At 47.4% G+C, this 21,026-nt stretch carries 36 protein-coding genes; all 36 read left to right on the plus strand.

Translation table 11 applies throughout. The features are described 5' to 3' along the window. The first annotated feature begins 25 nt into the window (after positions 1 to 25). The 36 genes from tuf to truA all read left to right on the plus strand — a co-directional run bounded on the left by tuf (position 26) and on the right by truA (position 20,936). Positions 26 to 1,216 carry an elongation factor Tu gene (gene tuf / locus BM200_RS28630; RefSeq protein WP_015847228.1) on the plus strand — a complete coding sequence of 397 codons (1,191 nt, stop codon included), beginning with the start codon at positions 26 to 28 and terminating at the stop codon, positions 1,214 to 1,216. A gap of 191 nt (positions 1,217 to 1,407) precedes the next feature. Beyond that, the gene (locus BM200_RS28635; RefSeq protein ID WP_091190699.1) at positions 1,408 to 2,475 is read left to right on the plus strand and encodes an ABC transporter substrate-binding protein; all 1,068 of its coding nucleotides are present in this window, start codon (positions 1,408 to 1,410) and stop codon (positions 2,473 to 2,475) included. A 69-nt stretch (positions 2,476 to 2,544) separates the two neighbouring features. Continuing rightward, positions 2,545 to 3,459, plus strand: a complete 915-nt coding sequence (locus tag BM200_RS28640; RefSeq protein WP_091190702.1) for an ABC transporter permease — start codon at positions 2,545 to 2,547, stop codon at positions 3,457 to 3,459. Continuing rightward, positions 3,459 to 4,253: an ABC transporter ATP-binding protein gene (locus tag BM200_RS28645; RefSeq protein WP_091190704.1), complete on the plus strand. Its 795-nt coding sequence runs from the start codon at positions 3,459 to 3,461 to the stop codon at positions 4,251 to 4,253. The genes BM200_RS28640 and BM200_RS28645 overlap by 1 nt, the downstream gene beginning before the upstream one ends. A 399-nt stretch (positions 4,254 to 4,652) precedes the next feature. Beyond that, positions 4,653 to 4,961 (plus strand): 30S ribosomal protein S10, encoded by a 309-nt coding sequence (gene rpsJ / locus BM200_RS28650; RefSeq protein ID WP_005544556.1) that lies wholly within the window; start codon positions 4,653 to 4,655, stop codon positions 4,959 to 4,961. Between the two features lie 39 nt (positions 4,962 to 5,000). Further along, a complete protein-coding gene (gene rplC / locus BM200_RS28655; RefSeq protein WP_091190705.1) occupies positions 5,001 to 5,624 on the plus strand; it encodes a 50S ribosomal protein L3 in 624 nt (207 codons plus the stop codon). A 25-nt stretch (positions 5,625 to 5,649) separates the two neighbouring features. Then, positions 5,650 to 6,273, plus strand: coding sequence for a 50S ribosomal protein L4 (gene rplD / locus BM200_RS28660; protein ID WP_091190708.1), 624 nt, complete (start codon positions 5,650 to 5,652; stop codon positions 6,271 to 6,273). Continuing rightward, on the plus strand, positions 6,273 to 6,566 hold the full coding sequence (gene rplW, locus BM200_RS28665; RefSeq protein WP_091190709.1) for a 50S ribosomal protein L23: 294 nt from the start codon (positions 6,273 to 6,275) through the stop codon (positions 6,564 to 6,566). Before rplD ends, rplW begins: the two co-directional genes overlap by 1 nt. Positions 6,567 to 6,583: 17 nt before the next feature. Further along, positions 6,584 to 7,414, plus strand: coding sequence for a 50S ribosomal protein L2 (rplB, locus tag BM200_RS28670; RefSeq protein WP_091190712.1), 831 nt, complete (start codon positions 6,584 to 6,586; stop codon positions 7,412 to 7,414). Between the two features lie 66 nt (positions 7,415 to 7,480). After that, a complete protein-coding gene (rpsS, locus tag BM200_RS28675; RefSeq protein ID WP_091190714.1) occupies positions 7,481 to 7,762 on the plus strand; it encodes a 30S ribosomal protein S19 in 282 nt (93 codons plus the stop codon). A gap of 42 nt (positions 7,763 to 7,804) precedes the next feature. Continuing rightward, positions 7,805 to 8,140 carry a 50S ribosomal protein L22 gene (gene rplV, locus BM200_RS28680; protein ID WP_015847219.1) on the plus strand — a complete coding sequence of 112 codons (336 nt, stop codon included), beginning with the start codon at positions 7,805 to 7,807 and terminating at the stop codon, positions 8,138 to 8,140. A 13-nt stretch (positions 8,141 to 8,153) separates the two neighbouring features. Continuing rightward, a complete protein-coding gene (gene rpsC / locus BM200_RS28685; protein WP_015847218.1) occupies positions 8,154 to 8,816 on the plus strand; it encodes a 30S ribosomal protein S3 in 663 nt (220 codons plus the stop codon). A 2-nt stretch (positions 8,817 to 8,818) separates the two neighbouring features. Next, a complete protein-coding gene (rplP, locus tag BM200_RS28690; protein WP_091190717.1) occupies positions 8,819 to 9,253 on the plus strand; it encodes a 50S ribosomal protein L16 in 435 nt (144 codons plus the stop codon). Then, the gene (gene rpmC, locus BM200_RS28695) at positions 9,243 to 9,443 is read left to right on the plus strand and encodes a 50S ribosomal protein L29 (RefSeq protein ID WP_091190718.1); all 201 of its coding nucleotides are present in this window, start codon (positions 9,243 to 9,245) and stop codon (positions 9,441 to 9,443) included. The genes rplP and rpmC overlap by 11 nt, the downstream gene beginning before the upstream one ends. A gap of 50 nt (positions 9,444 to 9,493) precedes the next feature. Continuing rightward, positions 9,494 to 9,757, plus strand: a complete 264-nt coding sequence (gene rpsQ, locus BM200_RS28700) for a 30S ribosomal protein S17 (protein WP_015847215.1) — start codon at positions 9,494 to 9,496, stop codon at positions 9,755 to 9,757. A 46-nt stretch (positions 9,758 to 9,803) separates the two neighbouring features. After that, positions 9,804 to 10,172 carry a 50S ribosomal protein L14 gene (gene rplN, locus BM200_RS28705; protein WP_015847214.1) on the plus strand — a complete coding sequence of 123 codons (369 nt, stop codon included), beginning with the start codon at positions 9,804 to 9,806 and terminating at the stop codon, positions 10,170 to 10,172. A 58-nt stretch (positions 10,173 to 10,230) separates the two neighbouring features. Beyond that, positions 10,231 to 10,584, plus strand: coding sequence for a 50S ribosomal protein L24 (gene rplX / locus BM200_RS28710; RefSeq protein ID WP_091190720.1), 354 nt, complete (start codon positions 10,231 to 10,233; stop codon positions 10,582 to 10,584). A 31-nt stretch (positions 10,585 to 10,615) separates the two neighbouring features. Beyond that, on the plus strand, positions 10,616 to 11,158 hold the full coding sequence (rplE, locus tag BM200_RS28715) for a 50S ribosomal protein L5 (protein ID WP_091190722.1): 543 nt from the start codon (positions 10,616 to 10,618) through the stop codon (positions 11,156 to 11,158). 26 nt (positions 11,159 to 11,184) lie between these two features. After that, entirely contained in the window at positions 11,185 to 11,370 is a 186-nt protein-coding gene (locus BM200_RS28720; protein ID WP_013312154.1) for a type Z 30S ribosomal protein S14, read from the plus strand. Between the two features lie 31 nt (positions 11,371 to 11,401). Further along, positions 11,402 to 11,800: a 30S ribosomal protein S8 gene (gene rpsH, locus BM200_RS28725; protein WP_091190725.1), complete on the plus strand. Its 399-nt coding sequence runs from the start codon at positions 11,402 to 11,404 to the stop codon at positions 11,798 to 11,800. A 30-nt stretch (positions 11,801 to 11,830) separates the two neighbouring features. Beyond that, positions 11,831 to 12,373, plus strand: a complete 543-nt coding sequence (gene rplF, locus BM200_RS28730) for a 50S ribosomal protein L6 (RefSeq protein WP_091190727.1) — start codon at positions 11,831 to 11,833, stop codon at positions 12,371 to 12,373. 61 nt (positions 12,374 to 12,434) lie between these two features. Next, positions 12,435 to 12,803 (plus strand): 50S ribosomal protein L18, encoded by a 369-nt coding sequence (gene rplR, locus BM200_RS28735; RefSeq protein ID WP_091190728.1) that lies wholly within the window; start codon positions 12,435 to 12,437, stop codon positions 12,801 to 12,803. Between the two features lie 30 nt (positions 12,804 to 12,833). Next, positions 12,834 to 13,331: a 30S ribosomal protein S5 gene (gene rpsE / locus BM200_RS28740; protein WP_091190731.1), complete on the plus strand. Its 498-nt coding sequence runs from the start codon at positions 12,834 to 12,836 to the stop codon at positions 13,329 to 13,331. Positions 13,332 to 13,344: 13 nt separating this feature from the next. Beyond that, positions 13,345 to 13,524 carry a 50S ribosomal protein L30 gene (gene rpmD, locus BM200_RS28745; protein WP_091190734.1) on the plus strand — a complete coding sequence of 60 codons (180 nt, stop codon included), beginning with the start codon at positions 13,345 to 13,347 and terminating at the stop codon, positions 13,522 to 13,524. Between the two features lie 44 nt (positions 13,525 to 13,568). Next, on the plus strand, positions 13,569 to 14,009 hold the full coding sequence (rplO, locus tag BM200_RS28750; RefSeq protein ID WP_091190736.1) for a 50S ribosomal protein L15: 441 nt from the start codon (positions 13,569 to 13,571) through the stop codon (positions 14,007 to 14,009). Beyond that, positions 14,010 to 15,311, plus strand: coding sequence for a preprotein translocase subunit SecY (gene secY / locus BM200_RS28755; protein WP_091190738.1), 1,302 nt, complete (start codon positions 14,010 to 14,012; stop codon positions 15,309 to 15,311). 91 nt (positions 15,312 to 15,402) lie between these two features. Continuing rightward, positions 15,403 to 16,053 carry an adenylate kinase gene (locus BM200_RS28760; RefSeq protein WP_091190740.1) on the plus strand — a complete coding sequence of 217 codons (651 nt, stop codon included), beginning with the start codon at positions 15,403 to 15,405 and terminating at the stop codon, positions 16,051 to 16,053. Next, positions 16,053 to 16,811 carry a type I methionyl aminopeptidase gene (map, locus tag BM200_RS28765; protein ID WP_091190742.1) on the plus strand — a complete coding sequence of 253 codons (759 nt, stop codon included), beginning with the start codon at positions 16,053 to 16,055 and terminating at the stop codon, positions 16,809 to 16,811. The genes BM200_RS28760 and map overlap by 1 nt, the downstream gene beginning before the upstream one ends. Before the next feature lie 6 nt (positions 16,812 to 16,817). After that, complete coding sequence (locus BM200_RS28770) at positions 16,818 to 17,099, plus strand: KOW domain-containing RNA-binding protein (RefSeq protein ID WP_091190745.1); 282 nt, start codon at positions 16,818 to 16,820, stop codon at positions 17,097 to 17,099. A 2-nt stretch (positions 17,100 to 17,101) separates the two neighbouring features. Continuing rightward, a complete protein-coding gene (gene infA / locus BM200_RS28775) occupies positions 17,102 to 17,317 on the plus strand; it encodes a translation initiation factor IF-1 (protein ID WP_015847200.1) in 216 nt (71 codons plus the stop codon). A 44-nt stretch (positions 17,318 to 17,361) separates the two neighbouring features. Then, the gene (gene rpmJ / locus BM200_RS28780) at positions 17,362 to 17,475 is read left to right on the plus strand and encodes a 50S ribosomal protein L36 (protein WP_003333770.1); all 114 of its coding nucleotides are present in this window, start codon (positions 17,362 to 17,364) and stop codon (positions 17,473 to 17,475) included. An 18-nt stretch (positions 17,476 to 17,493) separates the two neighbouring features. Further along, positions 17,494 to 17,862, plus strand: a complete 369-nt coding sequence (gene rpsM / locus BM200_RS28785; RefSeq protein ID WP_091190746.1) for a 30S ribosomal protein S13 — start codon at positions 17,494 to 17,496, stop codon at positions 17,860 to 17,862. Positions 17,863 to 17,882: 20 nt separating this feature from the next. Continuing rightward, on the plus strand, positions 17,883 to 18,278 hold the full coding sequence (gene rpsK, locus BM200_RS28790; protein WP_015847198.1) for a 30S ribosomal protein S11: 396 nt from the start codon (positions 17,883 to 17,885) through the stop codon (positions 18,276 to 18,278). Between the two features lie 126 nt (positions 18,279 to 18,404). Continuing rightward, positions 18,405 to 19,349 (plus strand): DNA-directed RNA polymerase subunit alpha, encoded by a 945-nt coding sequence (locus tag BM200_RS28795; RefSeq protein WP_015847197.1) that lies wholly within the window; start codon positions 18,405 to 18,407, stop codon positions 19,347 to 19,349. A 48-nt stretch (positions 19,350 to 19,397) separates the two neighbouring features. Continuing rightward, on the plus strand, positions 19,398 to 19,763 hold the full coding sequence (gene rplQ / locus BM200_RS28800; protein WP_091190749.1) for a 50S ribosomal protein L17: 366 nt from the start codon (positions 19,398 to 19,400) through the stop codon (positions 19,761 to 19,763). A gap of 426 nt (positions 19,764 to 20,189) precedes the next feature. After that, complete coding sequence (gene truA / locus BM200_RS28805) at positions 20,190 to 20,936, plus strand: tRNA pseudouridine(38-40) synthase TruA (RefSeq protein ID WP_091190751.1); 747 nt, start codon at positions 20,190 to 20,192, stop codon at positions 20,934 to 20,936. Positions 20,937 to 21,026: the final 90 nt, after the last annotated feature.

Below are 21,026 nucleotides of genomic sequence, written 5' to 3' on the forward strand. Positions count from 1 at the left end.
GTTATATTAAGGAGGATTAAGTTCAATGGCAAAGGCTAAATTTGAACGTAATAAACCGCACGTAAATATCGGTACTATCGGTCACGTCGACCATGGTAAAACTACTTTAACAGCTGCTATCACTACTGTACTTTCCAAAAAATACGGTGGCGCGGCAATCGCTTTCGACCAAATCGATAAAGCTCCAGAAGAGCGCGAGCGCGGTATCACAATCTCGACAGCTCACGTAGAGTATGAGACTCCTAACCGTCACTATGCTCACGTTGACTGCCCAGGTCACGCCGACTACGTTAAAAACATGATCACTGGTGCTGCTCAAATGGACGGCGCAATCCTGGTTGTATCCGCAGCTGACGGCCCTATGCCGCAAACTCGCGAGCACATCCTTCTGTCCCGCCAAGTAGGCGTACCTTACATCGTTGTATTCCTGAACAAATGCGACATGGTTGAAGACGAAGAGCTCTTGGAACTGGTTGAGATGGAAGTTCGCGACCTTCTTAACGAGTATGAGTTCCCAGGCGACGACACTCCAATCATCCGTGGTGCAGCTCGTGAAGCTCTGCAAAACCCAGATGGTCCTTGGGCTGACAAAATCGTTGAACTGTTCGAGCAAGTTGACACTTACATCCCAACTCCTGAGCGCGACACAGCTAAGCCTTTCCTGATGCCTGTCGAGGACGTATTCACAATCACTGGCCGTGGTACAGTAGCAACTGGACGTATCGACCGTGGTGTGGTTAAAGTTGGCGACGAGATCGAAATCGTTGGTCTGGCTGAAGAAACTCGCAAATCCGTTGTTACGGGCGTAGAAATGTTCCGTAAATTGATGGATTCCGCTCAAGCGGGCGACAACATCGGCGCACTGCTTCGTGGTGTAGACCGTAAAGATATCGAGCGTGGTCAAGTACTGGCTAAACCGGCTTCGGTTAAACCACACACTAACTTCACAGCTCAAATCTACGTTCTGACTAAAGAAGAGGGTGGCCGTCACAAGCCTTTCTTCACTGGTTACCGTCCACAATTCTATTTCCGTACAACTGACGTAACAGGTATCATCAACCTGCCTGAAGGTACTGAAATGGTTATGCCTGGCGACAACATCACAGTTACAGTTGAACTGATCGCTCCAATCGCGGTTGAAGAAGGTACTCGTTTCTCCATCCGTGAAGGCGGCCGTACTGTAGGCGCTGGCGCTGTAGCAACAATCCAAAAATAATAAAGTGCGGCATTAGCTGCGCTTTATCCCAAAAAACCCTCTGCTTTTGGCAGAGGGTTTTTTATTTAGATAATTTGTAATTGAATCCATTGACGTATAAGTTTATATGCTATTAATATTAATGGACAGGCGTCTTTCGACGCTATACGCAGTATTAAGACAATATATCCAACTGAGGGGGCAATCCAGAAGTGAAACAGAAATGGTTGGTACCACTTGCTTTAGTACTTTTGCTCATTACAGCAGCATGCGGAAACAGTGGGAAGAGCAACGAGAGCAGCAACAACGGAACAAATGCATCAAACGCATCCAATGCGGCAGATTCGCAAGATAAGAAATCGTACAAAATCTCTATTTCCCAGATTGTTGAGCATCCATCGCTTGACGCAACAAAAGAAGGTTTTCTTGCCGCATTGAAGGATGCCGGTTTTGTTGAAGGGGAAAACTTGACTGTAGACTTTAATACAGCTCAAGGCGATCAAACAAACAACTTGTCGATCGCTCAAAAAATCGCCGGCGCAAAGGCAGACCTGGCTTTGGGTATCGCAACACCTTCGGCGCAAGCACTTGTGAATGCATACGACAAAGCGGGCAACAAAGCTCCGGTATTGTTTGCGGCTGTAACAGATCCGCTTGATGCGAAGCTGGTTACAAATCTTGATGCTCCGGGCGGTAGCGTAACAGGTGCGTCCGATACTAACCCTGAAGCCGTTGTTCAATTAATGGACTTTATCGCAGCTAACTTCCCGGACGTGAAGAAAATTGGCGTTGTCATTAATAAAGGTGAACCAAATGCCGTTGTTATGACTGCTAATGCAAAACAAGCTTTGGCAAAACACAATATCGAGCTGGTTGAAGCAGCTGTAACGAATACGTCTGAAGTGAAACAAGCCGGTGAATCACTGGTTGGTAAAGTAGATGCTATGTTTATTACTTTGGATAACGTAGTTGTTTCTGGCGTAGATGCACTTCTGCAGCTTGCAAAAGAAAACAAAATTCCGTTCTTCTCCAGCGACCGCGATACCGTTGAAAAAGGCGCGTTCGCGACAGTGGGTTTCAAGTATTATGATCATGGCTACCAAGTAGGCCAAATGGCTGCTGAAATTCTGAAAGGTAAAAATCCAGGCGAGATGAAAGTTACGACGCCTGACAAGCTTGATTTGATCCTTAACCTGAAAGCAGCAGCAGACCAAGGCATTACGGTTACCGATGCTATGAAATCCGGAGTGAAAGATCCGGACAACAACATTATTCAATAACAACATGAGAACGGGGTAAACGCTCCTTGCGTTCATCCCGTTCTCTTATTATGTGGAGGAGGTGCCCCGGTGCCAGTATGGTTAAATGGTGCCTTTGAGCTAGGTTTGCTTTATTCTTTAATGGCTCTAGGCGTTTATATTACATTTCGCATCCTTGATTTTCCCGATCTCACGGTTGATGCAAGTTTTACAACCGGAGCAGGGGTAGCAGCAGTTCTAATTACGAACGGCACTTCGCCATGGCTGGCTTGCCTTGCGGCATTTGGCGCCGGAGCTGCCGCAGGTGCAATTACAGGCTTGCTGCACACGAAAGGTAAAATCAACGGGTTATTATCCGGTATTCTTATGATGATTGCCCTTTATTCCGTCAACATGCGGATTATGGGCAAGCCGAATATCGGACTTATGGGTACCGATATTTCTACGGTATTCTCAGGTGTAAAGGTGCTTGTGCTTATGCCGATCGTAGTTGTTATTATTAAGCTTCTGCTCGATTTGTTCTTCAAGACAGACCTTGGTCTTAGTTTGCGGGCAACGGGCGATAACGAACGGATGATCCGCAGCTTTGGTACAAATACAGATACAACAAAGATTTTAGGTATTGCCCTGTCGAACGGCCTCGTCGCTTTATCGGGTTCGTTTGTTGCACAGCAAAGCGGATTTGCCGATATTTCGATGGGTGTCGGGATGATCGTAATTGGTCTTGCATCGGTTATTATCGGGGAGGCTCTGTTTGGAGCCAAGTCGGTGTTCCGGGCAACTCTTGCGGTAGTACTTGGCTCCATTGTATACCGGATTATTATTGGTCTTGCTTATCAAAGTGAATTCCTCGAAGTATCTGACCTCAAGCTGATTACAGCCGTTATCGTCATTATTGCGCTCGTCTTCCCATCCCTGCAGAAATCGTGGAAGCAAAAGAGATTGGCGCGTAAACGTACGGCAAGTCTTCTGAGCAGCATGGAACAGAGAGGGGGAGGACGCTGATGCTGGAAATATCCAAAGTATCAAAGCTTTTTAACCCGGGTACATTAGATGAAAAGACGGCTCTCGTAGGCGTGAACCTGGCGATGAAGCCGGGAGACTTTATTACCGTCATCGGCAGTAACGGTGCAGGCAAGTCGACATTGATGAATATCATCTCCGGTGTAATGAAGCCGGATACTGGCGAAGTCCGGATCGAGGGCAAAAATATTAGCCATCTACCGGAGTTCAGCAGGAGCAAATGGATCGGACGTGTATTCCAGGATCCAATGGCCGGTACTGCACCTCGCATGTCGATTGAAGAAAATCTGGCGATGGCTTATACGCGTGGTCAGAAACGCGGATTTTCGTTAAGTATTAATCGTGCCCGACGGAGTATATTCCGGGAGCAGCTTTCGCGTCTTGGTATCGGACTTGAGAATCGGTTAAGCGCGAAGGTAGGATTATTATCAGGTGGTGAACGTCAAGCGCTTAGTCTTCTGATGGCAACTTTCACTAAGCCGCAAATTCTATTGCTTGATGAACATACGGCAGCACTTGATCCGGCTCGTGCAGAGCTGATCACAACCTTGACCGAGACGCTTGTACGCGAGATGAATCTAACTACCCTCATGGTTACTCATAACATGGAGCAGGCAATTCGTTTAGGCAATCGTTTGATCATGATGGATAAAGGCAAGATTATCCTCGAAGTAAATGAAGACCGAAAGCAAGATTTGACGGTTCAACGCTTGCTTGGCGAATTCGAACAGATCAGCGGCAAAAAAATGGCCGACGACCGCGTCGTACTTGGCTAAGTGCTTATCATCGGAAACGCAATGGCGATATTCGCTGTTGCGTTTCTTCTATTATATAGAAGAGTATATAGAAGAGATTTTTCAGGTCAAAAATGGATTTGAGAGTTGGCTTGTAATCGTGTATGATAGGCAAAGTGGAAAACACGGTTCGTCCTGGCGGCGGACGCGGGAAAGTCGATCATAAATCGTTGTTGCGCCAAGCTGAGTAAAGATAGGAAAAGACATAACTTTCCCTTGCATTTGCCTAGCTGTTTCGGTATAATATTGAATGTTGGTCTGTGACGTTGCGATGATGTGAGAGGTTGCCGACACACCCGGCCCCTTTGCCATGGGGCATGTGCCGGGTTTTCTCACGGAGTATGTCCGATAAGAAATTGGGCGATAGAAGGAGGGACTTATATGGCAAAGCAAAAGATTCGTATTCGCTTGAAAGCATACGATCACAGAATTCTTGATCAATCCGCTGAGAAAATCGTGGAAACAGCAAAACGTTCCGGTGCAGGCGTATCCGGGCCGATTCCGCTTCCTACGGAAAAGCAAATCATCACTATTCTCCGTGCGGTGCACAAGTACAAGGATTCCCGGGAGCAATTCGAAATGCGTACACATAAACGCTTGATCGATATTGTTAACCCAACGCCGCAAACGGTTGATGCGTTGATGCGCCTGGATTTACCATCCGGTGTAGATATCGAAATCAAACTGTAATAAGTATATTTGATCATTGAAAGGAAATGAGGTGTCAACATGAAAGGTATCTTAGGCAAAAAACTTGGTATGACGCAAGTGTTTACCGCTGAAGGTAATGTCGTTCCAGTAACGGTTATCGAGGCTGGTCCTTGTGTAGTTCTCCAGAAGAAAGATCAAGAGAACGATGGTTATGAAGCCGTACAATTCGGTTTCTCCGATAAGAAAGAGTCTAGAGCGATCAAGCCGGAAATCGGCCACGCGAAGAAAGCTAATACAGCTCCTAAGCGCTACGTTCGTGAAATTCGCGGTATTAATCTGGGCGAATATGAAGTTGGCCAAGAAGTGAAGGCTGATTTGTTCGCAGCAGGCGAGTTTGTTGACGTAACAGGTATTTCGAAAGGTAAAGGTTTTGCCGGCGTTATCAAACGTTGGGGACAAAGCACGGGTCCTATGGCCCACGGTTCCCGTTACCATCGTGGTCCTGGTTCCATGGGTTCCATTCAAGCGAACCGCGTACCAAAAGGCAAACACCTTCCTGGTCACATGGGTCATGAGACAGTTACGATCCAAAAACTCGAAATTATCCGCGTAGACGCTGAGCGTAACGTGCTTCTCGTTAAAGGTTCCATTCCTGGTCCTAAAAACGGTTTCGTTAAAGTAAAACAAACAGTTAAGAACTAATTGCTAAAGAAAGGAGGAACATAAAATGCCTAAAGTTACACTTTATAACGTGAGTGGATCTGAAGTTGGTCAAATCGAATTGGCAGATAGCGTATTCGGTATCCAACCTAACTCTCATGTTCTGCATAGCGCTGTGTTGCTTCAGCAAGCTGCTGAGCGCGCAGGCACGCACAAAACAAAAGGACGCTCCGAAGTTCGTGGCGGCGGTCGTAAACCTTGGAAACAAAAAGGTACTGGCCGTGCTCGTCAAGGTAGCATTCGTTCGCCACAATGGGTTGGCGGCGGTACAGTATTTGGACCGACTCCACGCTCGTATGGCTTCAAACTTCCTAAGAAAGTTCGCCGTCTGGCGATTAAATCCGCTTTGTCTTCGAAAGTGATCGCTAACGAAATCGTCGTTCTTGATCAACTGGCATTCGCGGCTCCTAAAACGAAGGAATTCGTAGCAATCTTGAACAACCTTAAAGCTGATCGCAAAGCGCTTGTTGTTTTGCCAACTTACGATGACAATGTAGCATTGTCGGCTCGCAATATCCCAGGTGTTAAATTCGTCGCTGCTGACGGCATTAATGTTCTGGATGTATTGGTGCATGACAAGCTCATCATCACGAAAGAAGCGGTAGAGAAAGTACAGGAGGTGTTTGCGTAATGAAAAATCCTCGCGATATTATCAAACGCCCTGTTATTACGGAGCGCACAAGTGACTTCATGGCCGTTAAACGCTATGTATTCGAAGTTGACCTTCGTGCGAACAAAACCGAAATTAAAGATGCTATCGAGCAAATCTTTAAAGTAAAAGTAACGAGCGTTAATACAATGCGTGTTGCCGGTAAGCCGAAACGCTACGGTAAATACAATGGCTATAGACCTGATTGGAAAAAAGCAATCGTTCAGCTGAGCGCTGAAAGCAAAGAACTTGAATTCTTTGAAACGTCTGTATAGAAAAGGAGGGAATCTAAGTGCCAATTAAAAAGTACAAACCGACATCCCCGGCTCGTCGTAACATGTCCGTTTCGACTTTTGAAGAGATCACAACAAGCACGCCCGAGAAATCGTTGCTTGCTCCGCTTTTCAAAAAAGCTGGTCGTAATAACCAAGGTAAAATTACAGTTCGTCACCATGGCGGCGGACACAAACGTAAATACCGTATCATCGATTTCAAACGTACTAAAGATGGTGTTGTAGGTAAAGTGGCTTCGGTTGAATACGATCCGAACCGTACATCCAACATCGCTTTGATTCATTACCTCGATGGTGAGAAAGCTTACATTATCGCACCTAAAGGTCTGAAGGTCGGAGATCAAGTTGTTTCCGGTCCTGATGCTGACATCAAAATCGGTAACGCTTTGCCACTTATCAACATCCCTGTTGGTACAGTTATCCACAACATTGAGTTGAAACCAGGTAAAGGCGGACAATTGGTTCGTGCTGCTGGCACAGAAGCTCAACTGCTTGGTAAAGAAGGCGATTATGTTTCTATTCGTCTGTCTTCCGGTGAAGTTCGTCGTATTCTGAGCACTTGCCGTGCAACAATCGGTTCTGTTGGTAACGAAGATCACGAACTCGTGAAAATCGGTAAAGCCGGCCGTTCCCGTTGGATGGGCAAACGTCCTGAAGTCCGCGGCGTAGTAATGAACCCTAACGATCACCCACACGGTGGTGGTGAAGGTCGTGCTCCTATCGGTCGTAAATCCCCTATGTCTCCTTGGGGCAAACCGACTCTTGGTTTCAAAACACGCAAGAAGAAAAAAGCATCGAGCCAATATATTATTCGTCGTCGTACGAAGTAATAATCGCTTGTTTGCAAACTGCGTGACCAACGGTCGCGCTACGTTTCCGCGAAGGGAGGACTCCAAATGGGTCGCAGTTTGAAAAAAGGTCCGTTTATTGACGGCCACCTGCTTAAAAAAGTCGAGGAATTGAACGAGAACAACAAAAAAGTCGTGATCAAGACTTGGTCCCGTCGCTCGACAATTTTCCCACAATTCATCGGTCACACCATTGCAGTCTATGACGGCCGCAAGCATGTACCGGTATATGTAACGGAAGATATGGTTGGACACAAGTTCGGTGAGTTTGCACCAACTCGTACCTACAAAGGCCATTCCGACGATGACAAGAAAACAGGCAGAAGATAATTTGCCTAGAACATTTTTTTATGTATGAGAGGAGGTTCATCCATGCCAGAAGCTAAAGCGCACGCTAATTTCGTACGCATTGCTCCTCGTAAAGCACAGCTGGTTGCGGACTTGATCCGTGGCAAGCAAGTAGGTGAAGCGATCGCGATTTTGCGTCATACACCGAAATCTGCTTCCCCAATCCTGGAGAAGTTGCTGAACTCTGCTATTGCTAACGCCGAGCATAACTACCAATTGGACGTGAACAAACTGGTTATCACGCAAGCATTCGTGAACCAAGGTCCGACAATGAAACGTTTCCGCCCTCGTGCAATGGGACGTGCAAGCCGGATCAACAAAAGAACCAGCCACATCACATTGGTTGTATCTGAAAAATAAGGAGGGATAACGTGTGGGTCAAAAGGTAAATCCGGTCGGTCTTCGTATCGGGATTATCCGTGATTGGGAATCCAAATGGTACGCTGGCAAAGACTTCGGCGATCTTCTTTTAGAAGACGTGAAAATTCGTGAATACCTGAAGAACAAACTGAAGGATGCAGCAGTATCCCACATCGAGATCGAGCGCGCGGCTAACCGCGTTAACGTAACGATTAACACTGCTAAGCCAGGCATGGTTATCGGCAAGGGCGGTTCTGAAGTAGAAAGCCTTCGTACAGAGCTTGGCAAGATCACTAAAGGCAAAAAAGTACACATTAACATTTCCGAAATCAAACAAGCAGATCTGGACGCTATTCTTGTAGCTGAAAGCATCGCGCAACAACTGGAGCGTCGTGTTTCTTTCCGTCGTGCTTTGAAACAAGCGATCCAACGTTCGATGCGCGCAGGCGCTAAAGGGATTAAGACTGCTGTCAGCGGTCGTCTCGGCGGTGCTGAAATTGCTCGTTCGGAAGGCTACAGCGAAGGTACAGTACCGCTTCATACGCTCCGTGCAGATATTGACTATGGCACAGCTGAAGCACATACAACTTACGGCCGTATCGGCGTAAAAGTATGGATCTACCGCGGTGAAGTCCTTCCAGCTAAGAAGAAAGCTCCCCAGGAAGGAGGCAACTAATCATGTTGGTACCTAAACGTGTCAAACACCGTAAGCAACAACGCGGAAGTATGAGAGGTCGCGCTAAAGGCGGCACTGAAGTAGCTTTCGGCGAATACGGCTTGCAAGCTCTTGAACCAACTTGGATTACGAACCGTCAAATTGAAGCGGCTCGTATCGCAATGACTCGTTATATCAAACGTGGCGGTAAAGTGTGGATTAAAATCTTCCCACATAAGCCGATCACTCAAAAGCCTCTCGAAGTTCGGATGGGTAGCGGTAAAGGTAACGTAGAGAAATGGGTTGCAGTCGTGAAACCAGGCAAGATCATGTTCGAACTGGCTGGTGTTTCCGAAGAAGTCGCTCGTGAAGCGATGCGCCTCGCGTCCCACAAACTGCCGATCAAAACGAAGTTCGTGAAACGCGAAGAAGTAGGTGGTGAAGCAAATGAAAGCTAGTGAATTTCGCAACCTAACCTCTGCTGAGATTGAACAAAAAATCGCTGGTTTTAAAGAAGAGCTTTTCAACCTTCGTTTCCAACTGGCTACTGGCCAACTGGAAAGCCCGACACGTATTCGTGACGTGCGTAAGAATATCGCTCGCGCTAAAACCATTTTGCATGAAAGACAACTCGGTATCAGCAGCTAAATAGCTGTCCTTGACTTAGGGTTACCAAGGTTTAAGGAAGGAGGAAGAACATGAGCGAACGCAATGCCCGCAAAGTTCAAATCGGTAAAGTCGTTAGCGATAAAATGGATAAAACAATCGTAGTTGCTGTTGAAACATACAAAAAACACGATTTGTACCATAAACGCATCAAATACACGAAAAAGTTCAAAGCGCATGATGAGAACAATCAAGCGAAAATTGGCGACATCGTGAAAATCATGGAGACTCGTCCGCTTTCGAAAGACAAGCGCTTCAGACTCGTAGAAGTTGTAGAAGTGGCTGTTGTCCTCTAGAAAGTAGTGTAGTCTAAGAGCATTTTTCCGGAAGGAGGACGTTGAAATGATTCAACCATTTACTCGTTTGCGTGTTGCGGACAACTCCGGCGCTAAAGAATTGATGTGTATTCGTGTTCTTGGCGGTACTGGACGTCGCGTAGGCGCTATCGGCGACCTGATCGTATGTTCCGTGAAACAAGCAACACCAGGCGGCGTTGTCAAAAAAGGCGACGTTGTTAAAGCAGTTATCGTTCGTACGAAGCGTGCGGTTCGTCGTAAAGACGGTTCCTACATCGCATTCGATGAGAACGCAGCTGTAATCGTTAAGGAAGACAAGAGCCCACGTGGTACTCGTATCTTTGGACCTGTTGCCCGTGAGCTTCGCGATAAAGATTTCATGAAAATCGTATCGCTTGCACCAGAGGTTATCTAATATAGTCCCTTAAAGGGTCGCAATAGCTTGATTATCAAGCATGCAGGAGGTGTAACTCATGCCAAGGCTGAAAAAAATTCTTGAATCGCATAACAACAAGCTGCACGTCAAAAAAGACGACACGGTAATCGTCATCTCCGGTAAGGACAAAGGCAAAAAAGGCCGTGTAATCGCTGCGTATCCGCGTGAAAACCGCGTACTCGTAGAAGGCGTCAACTTTGTTAAAAAGCATACTCGTCCGTCCCAAGTGAATCCACAAGGCGGAATTATCGAGCAAGAAGCGCCGATCCACGTTTCCAACGTAATGCACATTGATCCGAAGAGCGGCAAAGTAACTCGTATCGGATACAAAGTGCTGGACAACGGCAAAAAAGTTCGGTTCGCAAAACGTTCCGGCGAAGTGATCGACTAATCGTTACTGTAGGAAAGGAGGTCCATAAAAAATGGCAGCAAGATTGAAAGATAAATTTCTTAACGAAATTACGCCTGCATTGATGCAGAAGTTTAACTATACGACTGTAATGCAAGTGCCGAAGATCGAGAAAGTTGTCATCAACATGGGTGTTGGCGAAGCGGTTGCTAACTCCAAAGTGCTTGATGTCGCTGTCGACGAGCTTCGTCAAATTTCCGGTCAAAAGCCGGTTGTAACTCGTGCGAAGAAGTCCATCGCGGGCTTTAAACTTCGCGAGAACATGCCGATCGGGGTTAAAGTTACACTGCGCGGCGAGCGCATGTACTACTTCCTTGACAAGCTGTTCAACATCTCGCTTCCACGCGTACGTGACTTCCGCGGTGTATCGACGAAAGCGTTCGACGGTCGCGGTAACTATACGCTTGGCTTGAAAGAGCAATTGATCTTCCCAGAGATCGAGTATGATAAAGTTGATAAAGTGCGCGGTATGGACATCGTCATCGTCACGACGGCAAAAACGGACGAAGAATCTCGTGAACTGCTTACCCAAATGGGCATGCCGTTTGCGAAGTAATCCACTTTTAGGAGGTGTAATACCCAGTGGCAAAAACTTCGATGAAAGTGAAGCAACAACGTACACCGAAATTTAAAGTGCGTGCCTACACGCGCTGTGAACGTTGTGGCCGTCCGCACTCTGTTTTGCAAAAGTTTAAAATTTGCCGGATTTGTTTCCGCGAGTTAGCATACAAAGGCCAGATTCCTGGCGTTAAAAAAGCAAGCTGGTAATCAGCCTAGTTCGGGAAGGAGGTTAACACAAATGGTTATGTCTGATCCGATTGCAGATATGCTGACGCGCATTCGCAATGCGAATGTTGTTCGTCACGAAACCGTGGAATTGCCCGCTTCGAAAGTTAAGAAGCAAATCGCAGAAATTCTGAAACGCGAGGGCTTCATCCGCGATGCTGAGTATATCGAAGACAACAAACAAGGGATCATCCGTATTTTCTTGAAATACGGCCCTAACCAAGAGCGCGTTATTACAGGTCTGAAACGTATTTCGAAACCAGGTCTGCGCGTTTATACAAAATCGACTGAAATCCCACGCGTTTTGGGTGGCCTTGGAATTGCTATCATTTCCACATCCAAAGGGATTATGACCGATAAAGAAGCACGCCAAGGTAAAGCAGGCGGCGAAGTCGTTTGCTACGTTTGGTAATTAACTAGTCACAAGATTGGAGGTGTAACAATGTCCCGTATTGGTCGTAAACCGATCCAAGTGCCAGCAGGCGTTAGCATTAGCTTGGATAACACGGTTATTACTGTAAAAGGACCGAAAGGATCGCTTTCCCGCGAAATTCACAAAGACATGAAAGTGAACGTTGCGGAGAACGAGATCGTCATCGAACGTCCTTCCGATAATAAATTGCATCGTTCTTTGCACGGCACAACTCGCAGCGTCATCGCTAACATGGTGAGCGGCGTTACTGAAGGCTTCTCGAAAAACTTGGAGCTGGTAGGTGTAGGTTACCGTGCGAACAAAACTGGCGATAAGATCGTTCTTAACGTTGGTTATTCCCACCCAGTGGAGATTGCACCTGAAGCCGGTATTGAGTTCGAAGTTCCAGCGAACACGAAAATCACTGTTCGCGGTATCGACAAAGAGCGCGTAGGCGCTGTTGCTGCTCAAATCCGTTCCGTACGCGAACCTGAACCTTACAAAGGTAAAGGCATCAAGTACGAAGGCGAGCGCATCATCCGCAAAGAAGGTAAAGCTGGTAAGAAGAAATAAGCAGTCTGATTGGGCTGCTTAAAATAGCGGTATAAGGCAGAAGGAAAGGAGTGAACCTTGAATGATTACGAAAGGCGATAAAAACAAGGCTCGTCTGAAAAGACACTTGCGTGTTCGTAAAAAAATCAACGGAACGACTGCTCGTCCACGTCTCTCTGTATTCCGTTCGGCGAAGCATATCTATGCTCAACTGATCGATGACGTACAAGGAGTAACAATTGCTTCCGCGTCCACACAGGACAAAGAACTGGCAGCGTCGATCGGCAACGGAGGCAGCGTAGAAGCTGCTCGTAAAGTCGGAGAATTGATTGCACAACGTGCTCAAGCGAAAGGGATGACCCAAATCGTATTTGACCGTGGTGGTTACTTGTATCATGGCAGAATTCAGGCGCTTGCTGAGGCAGCACGCGAAGCTGGTCTGGAATTCTAGTCGAATTTACTTATAAGGAGGTTAATCGACTTGCGTGTAGATCCAAATACGTTAGAACTGACTGAAAAAGTTGTCCATATCAACCGTGTTGCTAAAGTTGTTAAGGGCGGACGTCGTTTCAGCTTTAGTGCGCTCGTAGTTGTCGGCGACGGCAATGGCTATGTAGGCGCAGGGATCGGTAAAGCGGGCGAAGTACCTGATGCGATTCGCAAAGGTATTGAAGACGCTAAGAAAAACCTGATCCACGTTCCACTCGTAGGAACAACAATTCCACATCTTGTAGTTGGACACTTCGGTGCAGGGGAAGTTCTCCTGAAACCGGCATCCAAAGGTACAGGTGTTATCGCCGGCGGTCCTGTTCGTGCAGTACTCGAACTGGCTGGTGTAGGCGATATCTTGACGAAATCCCTTGGTTCTTCGAACTCCATGAACATGGTTAACGCAACGCTTGAAGGTCTTTCCCGCCTGAAGCGCGCGGAAGATGTTGCGAAGCTTCGTGGAAAAACTGTCGAAGAGCTGTTAGGTTAAGGAGGGGAATAGGATGGCAAAATTGCAAATCACCCTCGTTCGCAGTTTGATCGGCCGCAACGAGAAACAACGTGCAACAGTTGAATCCTTCGGTTTGAAGAAAATTCACCAATCCGTTGTTTTGAATGACAGCGCTGCTGTTCGCGGCATGGTTAATGCTGTAAGCCACTTGGTTAAAGTAGAAGAAGTGTAAGCAAAGCGCTTGCTATAAGAAATAAATAAGGAGGTGCAAGAACGATGAAATTGCATGAACTCGCACCAGCACCAGGCTCCACGCAAGTGGGTAAGCGTAAAGGTCGCGGTATTGGCTCCGGCAATGGTAAAACTGCAGGTCGTGGTCATAAAGGTCAAAATGCTCGTTCCGGCGGCGGTGTACGTCCTGGTTTCGAGGGTGGCCAAAACCCATTGTACCGTCGTTTGCCGAAACGTGGTTTCAATAACCGTTTCCGCACGGAATATGCTATCGTGAACATTGAAGAGTTGAATAACTTTGCAGCAGGTACCGAAGTTACTCCAGAAGTTCTTATTGAGCAAGGGATCATCAAAAATCCTTTGGCGGGCATTAAGATTTTGGGTAATGGCGAAATTAAGGTTCAATTGACTGTTAAAGCAAACAAGTTCTCTCAATCTGCGGTAGAGAAAATCCAGGCTGCCGGCGGTAAAACCGAGGTGATCTAATTGTTTAACACCGTGTCCAACATTTGGAAAGTGGCGGATTTGCGCAGGCGGATCCTCTTCACCCTTTTCATTCTGCTTGTTTATCGCATCGGAGCATTTATTCCGGCGCCAGGCGTTAACAAAGATGTATTCAAACAGATTGACCAAACCGGTGTAAATCTGTTCGGTTTGCTTAACACGTTCTCCGGCGGGGCTCTGTTCCAATTCTCAATCTTTGCGATTGGTATCGCTCCATACATCACAGCTTCGATCATCGTGCAGCTGTTATCGATGGACGTTATCCCTAAATTCGCCGAATGGGCGAAGGAAGGCGAGAACGGGAAAAAGAAACTCGCGCAGATTACACGTTACGGCACGGTAATCCTTGGTTTATTGCAAGGTTTTGCAACAGCAATTGGCTTCAACCGTCAATACAACTACGAAATGGTTCCTGGTGCGAATTTTGTAGATTACTTGCTTATCGCTATCGTCTTGACAGCGGGCGTATCATTCCTGATGTGGCTTGGCGAGCAAATTACGGAGCGTGGTATCGGTAACGGTATCTCGATTCTGATCTTTGCCGCTATCGCAGCAAGCATTCCGCAACATATCCGTACGATTTACCAAACAGAGTTTTCTGACTCAGATGCCAACTTGTTCTGGGGCATCGGCAAGATGGTACTGATCGCTTTAGCGATTATACTGATCATTGTTGGTGTAATCTTCGTACAACAAGGGATCCGTAAAATTCCGGTTCAATACGCTAAACGCGTAGTTGGTCGGAAAATGTATGGTGGTCAATCGACTCACATACCAATGAAAGTGAACGGCGCAGGTGTTATTCCCGTCATTTTCGCAATTTCGTTACTGATGTTCCCGGCAACAATCGCTCAATTTTGGTCTGGTGCCGCTTGGGCTGATTGGATCATGCACAATTTAACGTACAGTGAGCCGCTTGGCATGGTACTTTATGTTCTGCTGATTATCGGGTTCACGTTCTTCTATACATTCGTTCAGATTAACCCGGTTCAAATGGCGGATCAGATGAAGAAGAATGGCGGTTACATCCCAGGCATTCGTCCTGGCAAACCAACTTCCTCTTATTTGACTCGCGTATTGTCGCGGATTACGCTGACGGGTGCGATTTTCCTGGCCGTTATCTCCTTGTTGCCTGTGGCGTTTGGTGCTTTAGCTGGATTGCCTCAATCGGTTCAACTAGGCGGTACCTCGCTTCTGATCGTCATCGGTGTTGCACTTGATACGATGAAGCAAATCGAGAGCCAGTTGATAAAACGCCATTACAAAGGGTTTATCAATAAATAACAATAGGTTCCGACCGGGATTCCGTAACTTCGCTTGTATGCGAGGGACGGAACCCGCACGAGCCTATTGTGCTTAAAGCGAGGAAGACGGAATGAACATTTTATTCATGGGTCCTCCGGGGGCCGGTAAAGGGACACAAGCAGAACGTATCGTTGGCGAGTTTGGCATTCCGCATATCTCGACAGGCGATGCATTCCGGCTTGCGATGAAACAGGGGACTCCGCTCGGTCTTAAAGCGAAAGAGTTTGTCGATCAAGGCAAGCTGGTTCCCGATGAGATTACGAACGGTATTGTCAAAGAACGTCTTGCTCAAGACGATTGCAATAAAGGTTTCTTGCTCGATGGTTTTCCACGTACGCTGCAGCAAGCCGAAGCGCTTGATGTTATGCTGACTGAATTGAACCGCGGCATTGACCATGTAGTTAATTTGAAAGTTGACCGCGGCTTGTTGCTTGCCCGTTTGACTGGCAGACGCATCTGTAAAGCTTGCGGATCGACATACCATGTAATGTTCAACCCACCGAAACAAGAAGGCGTCTGCGACAAATGCGGCGGCGAATTGTACCAACGGTCGGATGACACGGAAGAGAAAGTCGGAACGCGTCTTGACGAGTACATCTCGAAAACCGCGCCGCTTCTTGACTACTACAGCGGTAAAGGTCTACTTCGCGAAGTCGACGGCGAGAAGGAAATCGATACGGTTACGGCCGAGATTGTTTCCTGCTTGCGAGGTTCATTGTAATGATCATTTGCAAATCCGAATCGGAGCTGCGATATATGAGGGAAGCCGGCCGCATTGTAGCGGAGACACATCGGATTATGGCTGAAGCGGTAAAGCCCGGGGTTACAACCCAGGAGCTCGATCAGCTGGCCGAAGCGTACATCCGCAGCCAAGGCGCTGAGCCATCCTTCAAAGGTTACAATGGTTTTCCTGCCAGCATTTGCGCTTCTGTAAATGACGAGCTGGTACACGGTTTTCCCGGACCTCGTAAGTTGAACGAAGGCGATATTATAAGCATCGACATTGGAGCGCAGTATGAAGGCTATCACGGCGACTCGGCCTGGACCTATCCGGTCGGTAACGTTTCGGATGAAGTCAAGCGGTTGCTTGAGGTGACAGAGGAGTCTCTGTACGCAGGGATTAATCTTGTTCGCCCAGATGTTCGTTTATTTACAATATCGCATGCGGTTCAACAGGTTGCCGAAGCGGCGGGCTTTTCGATTGTACGGGAATTTGTCGGACACGGTATTGGTAAGGACCTCCACGAGGAACCGCAAATTCCGAATTACGGCATTCCGGATCGCGGGCCGCGTCTTAAGCCAGGAATGGTGCTTTGCATCGAACCTATGGTCAACATCGGTGAACGCTATGTTCGCACGCTTGAAGACAATTGGACGGTCGTAACGGAAGACGGCTCCTGGTGCGCTCACTTCGAGCACACGGTTGCCGTAACGGAGGACGGATTCGAAATTTTGACGAAACTACCGCAGTCGGTGTAATCTGATATGGATAAACATCCGCAAATCGGTCAAATCGTCAAGGTGCTTCGGGGCAAAGATGAGAACAGCTATGCTGTTATTATTGAAATTGTTGACGAACGCTTCGTTCTTATCGTCGATGGCGATAAACGCAGGTTTGATCAACCGAAGAAAAAGAACGTTCTGCATCTCGAGTTACAACCCGCTATAAGCAGCGAAGTTACAAGCAGCTTGCTTGAAACGGGCAGGGTGACCAATGCCAAGTTACGTTATGTGATTCAGAAGTACGCACATGCGAAAGGAGAATGACGGTGGCTAAGGAAGACGTCATTGAGGTCGAAGGTACGGTAATCGAACCGCTGCCGAATGCCATGTTCAAGGTGGAGCTGGAGAACGGTCATCAAATTCTCGCACATGTTTCCGGAAAACTCAGAATGCATTTTATCCGTATTCTGACTGGGGACAAAGTGGTTATACAGTTATCGCCTTATGATTTATCAAGAGGGCGCATCACCTATCGGAAGTAGACCGCCCGCGGTATACTTGCGAAGGATTCGGGAGGTAATTCACAATGAAGGTTAGACCTTCGGTAAAGCCGATTTGCGAAAAATGCAAAGTCATTCGTCGTAAAGGCAACGTTATGGTAATTTGTGAAAATCCGAAACACAAACAAAAACAAGGATAGAAGGAGGGACAACGGCCTATGGCACGTATAGCTGGTGTAGACTTGCCGCGTGATAAACGCGTGGAAATCGCCCTGACATACATTTTCGGTATTGGCAAAACAACTTCGCAAAAAATCTTGAGCTCTGCTGGCGTTAACGCTGACACTCGTGTTCGCGATCTGACAGAAGACGAACTCGCGAAATTGCGTGAAGCAATTGACAAATCCGTTAAAGTGGAAGGCGACCTGCGTCGTGAAATTTCGCTTAACATTAAACGCCTGATCGAGATCGGTTGCTACCGTGGTGTTCGTCACCGTCGTGGTTTGCCTGTTCGTGGTCAACGTACGAAAACAAACGCTCGTACGCGTAAAGGTCCTCGTCGGACTGTAGCTAACAAGAAGAAATAATAAAGGGGTGAAATAGGGCAATGGCTAAACCTAAAAAAGTCGTTCGTACAAAACGTCGTGACCGGAAAAATATTGAGTCGGGCGTAGCACACATCCGTTCGACATTCAATAACACGATCGTAACGATCACTGACCCTCATGGCAACGCAATCTCTTGGGCAAGCTCCGGTAACCTGGGCTTCAAGGGTTCGCGTAAATCCACGCCTTTCGCAGCGCAAATGGCAGCTGAAGCAGCAGCTAAAGCAGCGATGGAGCATGGCATGAAAGCTGTTGAGGTTATGGTTAAAGGTCCTGGCGCAGGCCGCGAAGCAGCGATTCGTTCGCTTCAAGCAGCTGGTCTGGAAGTTAACCTGATTAAAGACGTAACGCCAGTTCCTCACAACGGATGCCGTCCGCCGAAACGTCGTCGCGTATAGTTGGATCCGCTGTGGTATCAAATAACAACAACTTGTGAATAATGGTTGTGAAGGTTTGGCATACTACGAGGTTTGACTACACAATACGAATGGTAACGGAGCGACGTTTGAAGGAGGGTACTATTAGTGATTGAGATCGAAAAGCCGAAAATCGAGACCGTAGATTTGAATGAGGATGGAACATACGGGCGTTTCGTAGTAGAACCGCTCGAGCGTGGATATGGCACGACGCTTGGAAATTCGCTTCGCCGAATTTTGTTGTCCTCGCTGCCGGGTGCGGCAGTAACATCCGTTCAAATCGACGGAGTGCTTCACGAGTTCTCTACGGTTCCAGGAGTGATCGAGGACGTAACTGAGATCATTCTGAACTTGAAAGGCCTCTCGTTGAAAATCCACTCCGATGAAGAAAAGGTGCTGGAAATCGACGCTGAAGGTGAAGGAATCGTTACGGCAGGGGATATTCGAGCTGACAGCGATGTCGAGATTTTGAACCCTGATCTTCACATCGCCACCTTGGCCTCCGGCGCGCGGCTCCATTTGCGAATTTTTGCCAATCGTGGACGTGGCTACGTCCAGGCGGACCGTAACAAACGGGACGATCAACCGATTGGGGTTATTCCCGTTGATTCGATTTACACGCCAATTACCCGTGTCAATTACAGCGTTGAAAATACCCGCGTTGGTCAAGTAACCAACTACGACAAGCTTACGCTTGAAGTATGGACTGATGGCAGTATTAGACCGGAAGAGGCTGTAAGCCTTGGCGCTAAAATTTTGACCGAGCATTTGGACCTGTTCGTCGGATTGACCGATGAAGCCAAAGACGCGGAAATCATGGTCGAGAAGGAAGAGGACAAGAAAGAGAAAGTTCTTGAGATGACTATCGAAGAACTGGATCTTTCCGTGCGTTCCTACAACTGCTTGAAACGTGCAGGCATTAACACTGTTCAAGAGCTGATCACGAAATCCGAAGAGGACATGATGAAGGTTCGTAACCTGGGCCGTAAATCCCTCGAGGAAGTTCAAGAAAAGCTCGAAGAGCTTGGTCTTGGCCTTCGCATGGAAGAGTAGAATCTTGAACATCTAGAACAGACTTTAGGCAAGGGAGGGGAAATCAAGATGGCATATCAAAAATTGGGCCGTGACGCTAGCGCGCGGAAAGCACTTTTCCGTGATCTCGTTACTGACCTGTTCCTGTATGAGCGCATTCAAACAACAGAAGCTAAAGCGAAAGAGGTTCGTTCGATCGCTGAAAAACTGATCACGAAAGCGAAGAAGGGTGACTTGCACGCTCGTCGTCAAGTAGCTGCTTACGTTCGTCGTGAAACTGTTGACGGAGAGCAAGATGCAATCCAAAAACTGTTCTCCGAGCTGGCCACCCGTTACTCGGAACGTGCGGGCGGATACACACGGATTTTGAAACTGGGACCTCGCCGTGGCGACGCTGCGCCTATGGTGTACCTGGAACTGGTTGACCGTGCGTAACACAAGCGTAATCGGCTCGCCGCTTAGGCGGTTGAGCTAGCGTTTCGCGGTGAGAAAGGGTGGACCTTTGAGGCCACCTTTTTTTATTGCCCTGCATTGAAGGAGTGCTACACTGGCATATTGCTGTTCTGCATAAAAGATTTTGCCTCGATCGCTGTTGTTTCCGGATTTCTTCTAACAACTCGCTTAAGCGGTTGAAATCCGGGAACAAAGGCGAACGCTTAAAAGCTTTCTGCAAGAAAGCTGCTTCGGAAGCATTCACTCGCTTCTTCGGTCAAAAACCTTTTATTCCGCGCACTCCGCCAGTGAAGCACATACTTCGTGCTAGGCAATAAAAAAATAAGGCCGAAAAGGGTTCATCCTTTTTAATTTAAGGGGATTGATTGTTAATTGCATGTCTGATTAACATACGGGAGGTGGTGAAGGATGAGGAATATAGCTGTAACGGTAAGCTACGACGGGACGGACTTTAACGGGTTTCAGTCTCAGCCTTATGGACGGACCATCCAGCAAGAGATCGAGCTGGCCATCAAGAAGCTGACCGGTGAGGATCTTATCATTATCGGTTCAGGCAGAACGGATGCCGGCGTGCATGCGACGGGACAAGTATTCAACTTCTTTACGGAATCCGCGATTCCGGCAGAACGTTGGGCAATTGCTTTGAATACCCGGCTGCCGAAGGATATTGTTATTATGGATGCCTTTGAGGTACCGGAACAATTCCATTCGAGACGCTCAGCTAAACGGAAAACGTATCGCTATACGATTGATATGGGGAAATTTCCGGATGTGTTCTACCGCCGTTACGCGTTCCATCATCCAACACCGCTTAATGTCGAAGCGATGCAGCAGGGGCTCAGCTGCCTTGTGGGGGAGCATGACTTCACTTCATTTACGTCCATTCACTCGACCAAGCCGCATCATGTACGGACCATCTACGAGGCTTATTTCGAGCGCGAAGGGCAAATGCTCCATATGTATATGACAGGTAACGGATTTCTTTATAATATGATCAGAATCGTGATGGGTACGCTTCTTCATGTTGGCCACGGGAAGCTGAAGCCGGAAGATATGGCGCGCATATTGGAAGGCCGTAAACGGTCTCTAGCCGGTCCAACGGCGATGCCTCATGGTCTGATGCTTATGAAGGTTGAATATCCTGAACAAATGTAAATTAACATTTAATAACTCCTTGATTTAGGCCATTATCTATAGTAGAATATAACTTGTGCTTTCTTAGTGGCTATCCCACAGCCCCGACTG

It is taken from the genome of Paenibacillus catalpae (genome assembly GCF_900112695.1).
In the GTDB taxonomy this organism is placed as follows: Bacteria; Bacillota; Bacilli; order Paenibacillales; family Paenibacillaceae; genus Pristimantibacillus; species Pristimantibacillus catalpae.